The sequence below is a fragment of the Pseudoalteromonas sp. TAE56 genome, from assembly GCF_000497955.1.
Classification (GTDB): Bacteria; Pseudomonadota; Gammaproteobacteria; order Enterobacterales; family Alteromonadaceae; genus Pseudoalteromonas.
Genome location: NZ_AUTN01000101.1, coordinates 26,672 through 35,990, shown reverse-complemented (window position 1 = coordinate 35,990; position 9,319 = coordinate 26,672). Strand labels below are relative to the sequence as shown.

The following is a 9,319-nucleotide window of genomic DNA, read 5'->3' as shown; positions in this document are numbered from 1 at the left end:
GGCGGGTTGGACTGCCGCTGTTGCAGCGCGTTCTAAATCATTACCTTGGGTACTACGTGCTCGCGTATTGGGTGTGCTTGGCTTTTTAGGTGTAGGTTTTATGATGTACACCTTGCTGCTTTCAAGCCCATTTGAGCGTCTACTTCCTTATTTTCCAGTAGAAGGGCGAGATTTGAATCCGCTGCTTCAAGATCCTGGAATGATTATTCATCCACCATTACTGTACATGGGTTATGTAGGTCTTTCGGTTGCTTTCTCTTTTGCTATAGCTGCATTATTAACCGGTAAACTTGATAATACATGGGCTAAATGGTCACGCCCGTGGACGATGACAGCATGGGGATTCTTAGGTTTAGGTCTTACTATTGGTAGCTGGTGGGCGTATTCAGAACTAGGCTGGGGCGGCTGGTGGTTTTGGGATCCTGTAGAGAATGCAGCGCTTATGCCTTGGCTTGTTGCAACTGCATTACTGCATTCATTAAGTGTGACAGAAAAGCGCGGTATATTTAAATCATGGACAGTGTTACTCGCGATTGCAGCATTCTCTTTAAGCTTGCTGGGTACGTTTATTGTACGTTCGGGTATTATTGTATCGGTACATGCTTTTGCGACTGACCCAGATAGAGGCTTATTTATACTCGCCTTTTTAGGCGTAGTTGTAGGTGGTGGCTTGGCATTATATGCAATGCGTGTATCACAAGTGCACAGTGAAGGTCGATATAAGCTCGTATCACGCGAAGTTGCGTTATGGCTCAATAATATATTTTTAGTCGTTGCTACATTAATTGTTATGTTAGGCACTTTATTGCCAATGGTTCATAAAGAAATGGGCTTAGGTAGCATTTCTATTGGTGAACCGTTTTTTAATAAGATGTTTGCAATAATTTTGGTCCCTTTTGCTATTTTGATGGGAATAGGACCACTTTTACGTTGGAAGCAAAATAAATGGGCTTTCTTACAAAACAAAATATTAATGGGTGTATTAGCAAGTGTCGTGATTACCTGCGCTTGGTTGTTCTCAAGTTACGATTTAGTAAAGCCTCTTACATTATTAGCGACAACGCTTGCAGTGTGGATTGCAATATCAACAGGGATTGATATTTACACCAAAGCCGCAGTGCACGGCACATTAAAAGAAGGTTTAAAACGCTTTACTGTCAGTTACTGGGCGATGGTGCTTGGGCATATTGGTATTGCATTTATTATTGCGGGCGTAACACTGACCTCTGCTTATTCAGTAGAGCGTGACGTATCAATGAAACCGGGTGAAACCGCACAGCTTAATGAGTATGAATATCGCTTTGATGGTGTTAAAACTATTCGCGGACCAAACTACAGCGGCCATGCGGGCGTTGTATCGGTGCTTAAAAACGATGAGCTGGTAACACGCTTACATGCTGAAAAACGTAAATATGATATAGGTATGCAGTTTATGACTGAGGCAGCAATAGATGCCGGTTTTAAACGTGATTTATATTTAGCGTTAGGTGAGCAGTTAAGTGGTGATGCATGGTCACTTCGCATTTATCATAAACCATTTGTACGCTGGATATGGATTGGTGGTGTGCTTATGTCATTTGCAGGTTTCATGATTTTGTTTGATAAACGCTACCGTACATCAGCTAAAACAGCCCGTAAAGATGCACCGGAGAGTGTTTTATGAACCGTAAAATTTTAGCACTCGCGCCGCTTTTAGTATTTGCATTTGTTTGTGTGTTTTTATACCAAGGACTTTTTGCTAACCCTCGTGAAATTCAAACGGGGCGGTTAGGCCAAGAAATGCCCGCATTTAATTTACCAGATTTGATGCAAGACAATAAAGAGTGGACTAACGAGTCGTTAAAAGGCGAAGTTTACTTATTAAACGTGTGGGGTACTTGGTGCCCGACATGTTTAGTTGAACTTGGCTATTTAACTAAATTACGTGAGCAAGGCGTTAAAATTATTGGGCTTTATTACGTACAAGGTTACGACGCTGACTTTGATGGCCCATTTAATATGCAATCACTTCGTACAGAGGTGACTGATATGCTACAACGTGCGGGCGACCCATATCAATTTAATATTTTAGACTTACACCGTACTTTGTCGTTGGATTTAGGTGTCTCGGGTGCGCCTGAGACATTTTTAGTTGATAAAAACGGCACTATTTTACTGCACCATACAGGTGATATAAACCCGCGAGTATGGCGAGCTAAATTTGCGCCAATTATGCAGGAGCTTAAATAATGAAGTGGTTTTTACTTACACTTAGTCTTTTTGTGAGCATGGGTGCGTTTGCAGAGCAAGATCGCTATCAATTTGATAACAATAAACAAGCAATACTATTTGAAGAGCTAACTAAAGAGCTACGTTGCCCTAAATGTCAAAATCAGAATATTGCTGATTCAGACGCCGTTGTTGCTAAAGATTTACGCGATAAAGTACTCGTACTGGTGAAAGAAGGTAAGAGCAAAGACGAAGTGATTGATTACATGATAGACCGCTTTGGTTATTTTGTTCATTACGACCCACCCGTTACACCCGCTACTTTAGTACTTTGGGTATTACCTGTATTAATTGTAATAGTCGGCTTTGGATTTATTGTTATTCGTCAACGAAAAGCATCAGTAAAACAAACGTGGAGCAGCGACGACGAAATGCTGTTAGCTAAGCTAATTGAACAAAATAAACGTCAGGAGCAAAGTTAAATGATATTAATGTGGGCGTGTTTTGCTTTACTCACACTGGTTGCTCTTGGATTTGTGATGTTGCCTTTTTTAAAAAAAGAGCGCGTTCAAACAATTACTCATAATGCCAATGCTGAGCTAATTAGCATTTATGAGCAGCGTTTAGTTGATTTACAAACTGATTTAGATAATCAACGTATTGATGGCGTAAGTCATGCAGAATCAATTGTTGAATTAAAACGTCGCTTATTGAATGAGTTATCACCAGAAAAATCACTAAACAGCAAAGGTAATAATCGTATTTTTGCTTTAACGGGTGGCGCTTTTGTTCTTGCTCTAACAGGCGTTTTTTATGGTCTAACGGGTAGCCAGCAGCAAATTTCGGCTTGGCATGATGCAATGGATAATTTAGCTGATTATGGTGAACGTGCTGTAATGCAAAAAGGTGAGCCGCTTAGCCAAAATGAGCTGCAGGCTTTTGCTTTGGCACTTCGTACTAAGCTTAGTCGTTCTGGCGATGATGAAGTTGCTTGGATGCTACTTGGGCGAGTTGCTATGTCGCTTAATGAATTTGACATGGCGCAGCAGTCATTTGACAAAGCACTACGTATGAATCCTGATAATATGCAGGTACTTATTAGTTATAGCCAAGTTTTATTACTAGAAGGCAGCGAAGCTAATATGACTCGTGCGGCAGGTATGCTCTCAAAAGTACTGAAAGTTGAGCCTACCAATTTAGATGCAATTTCGTTATTAGCACTTATTGCCTATGAACGTAAAGATTGGCCTCAAGCTAAAGCTGCATTTGAAGTTTTACTTGCCAGTATGGAAAAAAATGATTCTCGTTATAGCATGATTTCCGAGCGTATTAGTGATATTGAGCAGCAAATGCAAACGGAAGGCTCTGTTATGCCAGTTACTAATACAACGGGTGCTATTGCAGTTACAGTCGACATTGCAAAAGAGCTTATAGATAAACAGCCAAAAGACGGTATTTTGTTTATATTTGCAAAAGCAGCAAGTGGTTCGCCAATGCCGCTAGCTGCTGTTAAGCTCGCTAAATATTCATTTCCAATTACAGTTGAGTTGAGTGATAGTAGTGCAATGGTTGCTGGGCTAAACTTGTCTAGTGCAGAAAATATTATTATTTCAGCGCGTATCTCTATAGATGACTCTGTTATGCCAAGTTCTGGTGAGCTAGAAGGTCATTCAGAGTCGTTAAAGCGTGAAAGTGTAAGTGACTACCAACTTCAAATTGATACATTAATACCTTAAGGACGTTAGATGTTAAAACACAGTTTTACTTTTTTATGTTTATTGATACTAGCCGGGTGTGCTCAAGTACCACAAAGCAAAGTAGATGACAGAGATCCGCTGCAAAGTATTAATCGTCCGTTATACGATTTTAATATGGATGTATTGGATGCTTATTTATTGCGCCCCGTTGCTGTAGGTTATGTTGAAGTAACGCCTGTACCGGTAAGAAACGGTATTGTTAATTTTACAGGTAATATTACAGCGCCTGTCGATATGATTAATGCGGGTTTGCAAGGTAAGTCGGGTAATGCAAGTGTGAGCTTAGCGCGATTTTTAGTTAACTCTACAGTTGGTATTTTTGGTATTTTTGATGTTGCTAGCTCATTAGGCCTTGAAATTGTAGATGAAGACTTTGGACAAACGTTGGGTGTATGGGGGGTGGGTGATGGCGCTTATTTAATGCTACCAGGCATGGGTCCCACAACAGCACGTAATCTGACTGGTGATGTAGTCGACAACTTTGTATTACCTGAAGTTGCGCTAACGACTCCACAAACTATTCTAGTGTTTGTTTTAAAAGCAGTTGAGGCACGTGCATCATTAATCCCACAAGAGGGGTTATTAAATGATTCACTTGATCCGTACTTATTTGTAAAAGATATTTACTTTCAGCGTCAAATTTATGAACTGTACGACGGCAACCCGCCAATTAAAGAAGAGCCAGCTGATTTTGATGAAGACTTTTTAGAAAGTTTATAATTGAAAAGCCACTCACAAAAACGCCAGCTAAATGCTGGCGTTATTGTTTGCTGTTTAGATATTTATTTTTCGTTAACTATTAACTGCATTTGTTCATTAACCCAAGCTAGTGCTTCATGATAGGCATCGGGAACTTTTTTACCTAGGTTTAGTTCTTTCGTTAGTTCGTTTGCGGCAGACCAATTTGCTTGTTCATAATACTTAACTAAGTTTAAGTATTTTGCCAATAAGCCTTCGTCGTTTAATAGCGCTGTTTTTATATCATTAGAAAGTGGAAGTTTTTTCATGACGCTTTCCATGCTCTCATCCAAAATTGCATCCATAAGAGACATCATACCGGTTAAAAACGCCATGCCAGTGTCTTTAAATTGTCCGTGGGATATAGCCAGTAATTCAGCAAATCGAGCGCGTGTAAGCGATAGCCTAATTAGCTCTACAGGTTTATCTGCAGATACTTGTGCTGCAAACAGTAGTGACAATAGCTTTTTAATTTCATTGGCACCAAGCACTATAAGGGCTTGCTTAATGGTACTTATTTCAGCGCGGCGAGCAAATGCGGCAGAATTTGAATACCTAAGTAACTTATAAGACAGATTTACATCACGTTCAAACACGTCAGTGATTTTTTTAAGATCCATATCAATGTTTGATGTTTCGTAGAGTAATTCAGCTAATGCCATTTCTGAAGGCGGTAAAGCCTTACTTTGTACCATTTCAGGTTTTGAGAAGAAAAACCCTTGGAAATAATCAAACCCAAGCTCTAAAGCTTGTTGGTAAATTTCGTAGGTTTCAACTTTTTCGGCAAGTAACTTAATATGCGAGTGTGGTTTTAAATCGTTAAGAACCGTTTTTATTGTATCTATATCGCATGTTAAAAAGTCTATTTTAATGATATCAATGAACGGGTAAAAATGACGCCATACAGGTTGATGAATATAATCATCAAGAGCAATAGTGTAACCTTTATCTTTTAAATCTTTAACAATAGCTAATAAACGCTTACCAGGCTGAATCGTTTCAAGTATTTCTACAACTATTGTATCTTTACCTAGCAGAGTAGGATAACCCTTTGACAGCGTTTCTAGGGTGAAATTTATATAGGCAGGTTTATTATCGGTTAAATCTTCTAAACCAAAATTAAACTGGCTTCCCTCAATAAGTCGTGTTGTTGCTTCGTCACCATCTATATCGGGAAATACGTTATCAACGCCATCACGAAATAAAAGCTCATATCCGATGAGCTTTTTATCTCTGTCTAAAATCGGTTGACGTGCAGCGTAAAAATACATAAACAGTTCCGTAAGAGTGATGTAATTAGGTATTGTAATAATATATGGCAAAAGATTCAAAATAGCATTACGTATATTTGCATGATTAATAAATTATCATTATAAATTAAGGAGTTTCTTGTATTTAATTTATTATATTTTACCAATTAGCTTTAAAATTATTCAACATGAGTATTTTTGTATCAGCTGGGGGCAACAAGTTGGAGATTTTATTATTAAGCATGATATAGTCAGCGAGAATGGTTTTTATCCTAATAGTGTCTTTATTATAATATTTTAAGAGTCAATATTCGGATTAAGAGCCTGTTATTAATAATTATGCGGAGGCTAATTTGGAAACAGGAATGATTATTTCACTAGCATTATATTTTGTTGTAATGTTAGGTATCGGACTATATGCATATAAGCAATCTACTGACGATGTATCTGGTTACATGTTAGGTGGACGAAATCTATCTCCAAGCGTTGCTGCACTGTCTGCGGGTGCATCGGATATGAGTGGCTGGATTTTAATGGGCCTACCTGGTGCGATGTTTGTTACTGGTTTTAGTAGTACATGGATAGCAATTGGCTTGGTGATTGGTGCTTGGTTAAATTACCTGTTAGTTGCACCTAGATTACGTGTGTACACTGAAAAAGCAAATGACTCTATAACAATCCCAGATTACTTTTCAAATCGCTTCAATGATAAGTCAAACTTATTACGTGTTGTATCAGCTATAGTAATTATCGTCTTCTTTACCCTTTATACGTCATCAGGTGTTGTAGCCGGCGGAAAGCTGTTTGAAAGCTCATTTGGTCTAAGTTATGAAATGGGTTTATACATTACGACAGGTGTAGTTGTTTTATATACTTTGTTTGGCGGTTTTTTAGCGGTTAGCTTAACTGACTTTGTGCAAGGTTGTATTATGTTCATTGCACTTATTCTTGTGCCTACCGTTGCATACTCTTTACTAGAACAACCCCTAGAGTCAACTCTGCATAGCGTAAACCCAGATATGCTTAACTGGATTGGTGCAGGCTCTGCATTAGGTATTATTTCTGCAATGGCCTGGGGCTTAGGTTATTTTGGCCAACCACATATCATTGTTCGCTTTATGTCAGTACGTAGTGTTAAAGATATGCCTAAAGCACGCCGTATTGGTATGACATGGATGATTGTTGCTGCCATTGGTGCTGTTGGTACTGGTATATTTGGTGCTGCTTATACTTATGAGAATAATATTGTAGTTGAAGATCCTGAAACGATTTTCTTAATTCTTTCTGAGTTATTGTTTCACCCACTTATTGCTGGCTTTTTATTAGCTGCAATTTTAGCTGCCATTATGAGTACAATTTCTTCACAGTTACTTGTTAGTTCAAGCTCATTAACAGAAGATTTCTATAAAACATTCTTACGTAAAGATGCTAGCGATAAAGAACTAGTTGCTGTTGGCCGTATTAGTGTAGCCATAGTTGCTATGTTTGCTATTTACTTGGCTTACGACAGAGATAGCTCTATATTAGATTTAGTAAGTAATGCCTGGGCTGGCTTTGGAGCTGCGTTTGGACCACTTGTATTGTTTAGCCTTTATTGGAAACGTATGAATTTTGCTGGCGCCTTATCAGGTATGTTAGTAGGTGCGTTTACTGTACTAATTTGGATATATGGACCATTTACTATAAATGGTGAAGGCTTAAGCAGCTTTATGTACGAAATAGTACCAGGCTTTATTTTAGCGAGCATCGCAATTATTGTTGTTAGCTTAGTTACAAAAGAGCCTGAGAAAAACATTACCGCTTTATTTGATGAAGTAGAAAAAGAGCTTTAAATAGTAATTACTGCCCATTTTTGAATGGGTAGTAAATTAATACCAATCCGCAATAATACTTAATCATTTTGCGGGGCTAAACGTGTCACTACCTGTGTTGAAAAATTATCATTTAGAACAACTAAATAGCGAATTTTTTGACTGGCTATCAATACGTTTTTCCACCCTCAAAATAGATCACTTAATAAAGCGAATTGGTATAATAAAAAAGGGAGCAACTTAGTTGCTCCCTTTTTTTATTTAGTTTGTCCCGACCGAGGAAAGGGCAATCTACGAGTTAACTTGCTTTTTTATCGTTGTTATCTTCAATTGATGCAACGTTATCTGACTTTTTACTTTTTGCTGGCGCTTTGGTAACAACTGGATCTTTACCGCCCTTTAGTATGGTCATAAAGTCATCTTTGCTTTTCGCTATTTCTAAAGCAAGTGATTCAATTTGTTGCTCACTAAGCGGTACGTCTACCTTTTCTAGCATTAGCTCAAGTGATTCTGCTATATCGAGCATCTTGTCATAAGCATCAGCTTCTTTTTTGGTAGTAAACGTCATACGCTCGACTCCGTTTCGTTCTACAACATATTTAACAACAACAGCCATGATTTCTCCTGCAAAATTGCTTGGCACCGTGGTTTGTAAAAACCATTAGATTACTGTTTTTATGTACAGTAATGGTTTGGGCGTAAATTTGCAAGCGCGAAGTATTAATTTTTAGGTGTCTTAAATTTGACAAAAAACGGTAACTTTACTTTAGTTAAGCAATCACTTTGTTGTACCAGCTGCATTTTCAGGATTTCGGATCATAGTGATAATGCGTTTAGGTACACTTTAAGTGATGAGCTTTACAGTTCCTTATTTTTTAGTTTTCCTGAGCAACATTCAAAATTAAGAAAAGAAGAATAAGGACAAGTTTGATGAAAACGTTAAAAAATTTATTAATTATAAGCTTATTATGCCTACTACCTGCAACTACCGTATATGCACAATTATCGGAAGTAACTAAGCAAATGCCTCATGTTGAGACAATTAGTATAAATAATGCAGATGCTGAGATGCTTGCTAAGCTACCTGGCATAGGAAAGAAAAAAGCGCAGGCAATTGTGGATTACCGAGAGGAAAACGGCGAATTTAAAAGCGTCAGTGATTTATCACAAGTTAAAGGAATTGGTAAAAAACTATTAGCCAAATTAGAAGGGAAAATATCACTTTAAAGCGAGTAAGGAATAATCAGGGCGTTATACGCCCTGATTAAGTTGTTTTAGCGCATCGCTTAAGTGCTTTTTAGCAAAGTTAATTTCAATAGGTGTTGTTAGTAGCGGATAGCAAAGCCCACCAAGTATCAAAAAAGGGATTAATATCCAGCCTTCAAATACCGTAAATATTAAAAATAATGGGCTAAGTAACAATAATTTTATAATACGTAGTAAAACTTTATCTATTGGCGATAGCATACTTAACGAAAGTGCTATTACGTCCTGACGCTTGCGTACTTTTAGATGTTTAAGCTCATCTAATTGGCTTGAAAAAAATGTAAACATA

General features: G+C 38.0%; 10 protein-coding genes. 7 read left to right on the top strand and 3 right to left on the bottom strand.

Going from position 1 to position 9,319, the window contains the following annotated elements; genetic code table 11:
* From L656_RS0110595 to L656_RS0110575, 5 genes are all read left to right on the top strand, one after another.
* Positions 1-1,663 (top strand): heme lyase CcmF/NrfE family subunit (locus L656_RS0110595; protein ID WP_024599191.1); only part of this gene is annotated, 1,663 nt, incomplete at its 5' end.
* Positions 1,660-2,229, top strand: coding sequence for a redoxin family protein (locus tag L656_RS0110590; protein ID WP_024599190.1), 570 nt, complete (start codon positions 1,660-1,662; stop codon positions 2,227-2,229). The genes L656_RS0110595 and L656_RS0110590, both read left to right, overlap by 4 nt.
* Positions 2,229-2,690, top strand: coding sequence for a cytochrome c-type biogenesis protein (locus L656_RS0110585; RefSeq protein ID WP_024599189.1), 462 nt, complete (start codon positions 2,229-2,231; stop codon positions 2,688-2,690). The genes L656_RS0110590 and L656_RS0110585 overlap by 1 nt, the downstream gene beginning before the upstream one ends.
* Positions 2,691-3,944, top strand: a complete 1,254-nt coding sequence (ccmI, locus tag L656_RS0110580; RefSeq protein ID WP_024599188.1) for a c-type cytochrome biogenesis protein CcmI — start codon at positions 2,691-2,693, stop codon at positions 3,942-3,944.
* Between the two features lie 9 nt (positions 3,945-3,953).
* A complete protein-coding gene (locus tag L656_RS0110575) occupies positions 3,954-4,685 on the top strand; it encodes an MlaA family lipoprotein (RefSeq protein WP_024599187.1) in 732 nt (243 codons plus the stop codon).
* A 62-nt stretch (positions 4,686-4,747) separates the two neighbouring features.
* Here the strand turns inward: L656_RS0110575 and L656_RS0110570 are convergent, their stop codons facing one another.
* Positions 4,748-5,974, bottom strand: coding sequence for an EAL and HDOD domain-containing protein (locus tag L656_RS0110570; RefSeq protein ID WP_024599186.1), 1,227 nt, complete (start codon positions 5,972-5,974; stop codon positions 4,748-4,750).
* A gap of 332 nt (positions 5,975-6,306) precedes the next feature.
* Between L656_RS0110570 and putP the strand changes: the two genes are divergently transcribed.
* Complete coding sequence (gene putP, locus L656_RS0110560; protein ID WP_024599185.1) at positions 6,307-7,785, top strand: sodium/proline symporter PutP; 1,479 nt, start codon at positions 6,307-6,309, stop codon at positions 7,783-7,785.
* A 277-nt stretch (positions 7,786-8,062) separates the two neighbouring features.
* On the opposite strand, the gene L656_RS0110555 is transcribed toward putP, so the two are convergent.
* Positions 8,063-8,380: a YebG family protein gene (locus L656_RS0110555; RefSeq protein ID WP_007584105.1), complete on the bottom strand. Its 318-nt coding sequence runs from the start codon at positions 8,378-8,380 to the stop codon at positions 8,063-8,065.
* A 314-nt stretch (positions 8,381-8,694) separates the two neighbouring features.
* Here L656_RS0110555 and L656_RS0110550 point away from each other — a divergent pair, with 314 nt between their 5' ends.
* Complete coding sequence (locus L656_RS0110550; protein ID WP_024599184.1) at positions 8,695-8,991, top strand: ComEA family DNA-binding protein; 297 nt, start codon at positions 8,695-8,697, stop codon at positions 8,989-8,991.
* A 24-nt stretch (positions 8,992-9,015) separates the two neighbouring features.
* On the opposite strand, the gene L656_RS0110545 is transcribed toward L656_RS0110550, so the two are convergent.
* A complete protein-coding gene (locus tag L656_RS0110545; RefSeq protein ID WP_024599183.1) occupies positions 9,016-9,318 on the bottom strand; it encodes a DUF6170 family protein in 303 nt (100 codons plus the stop codon).
* Position 9,319 lies beyond the last annotated feature (1 nt).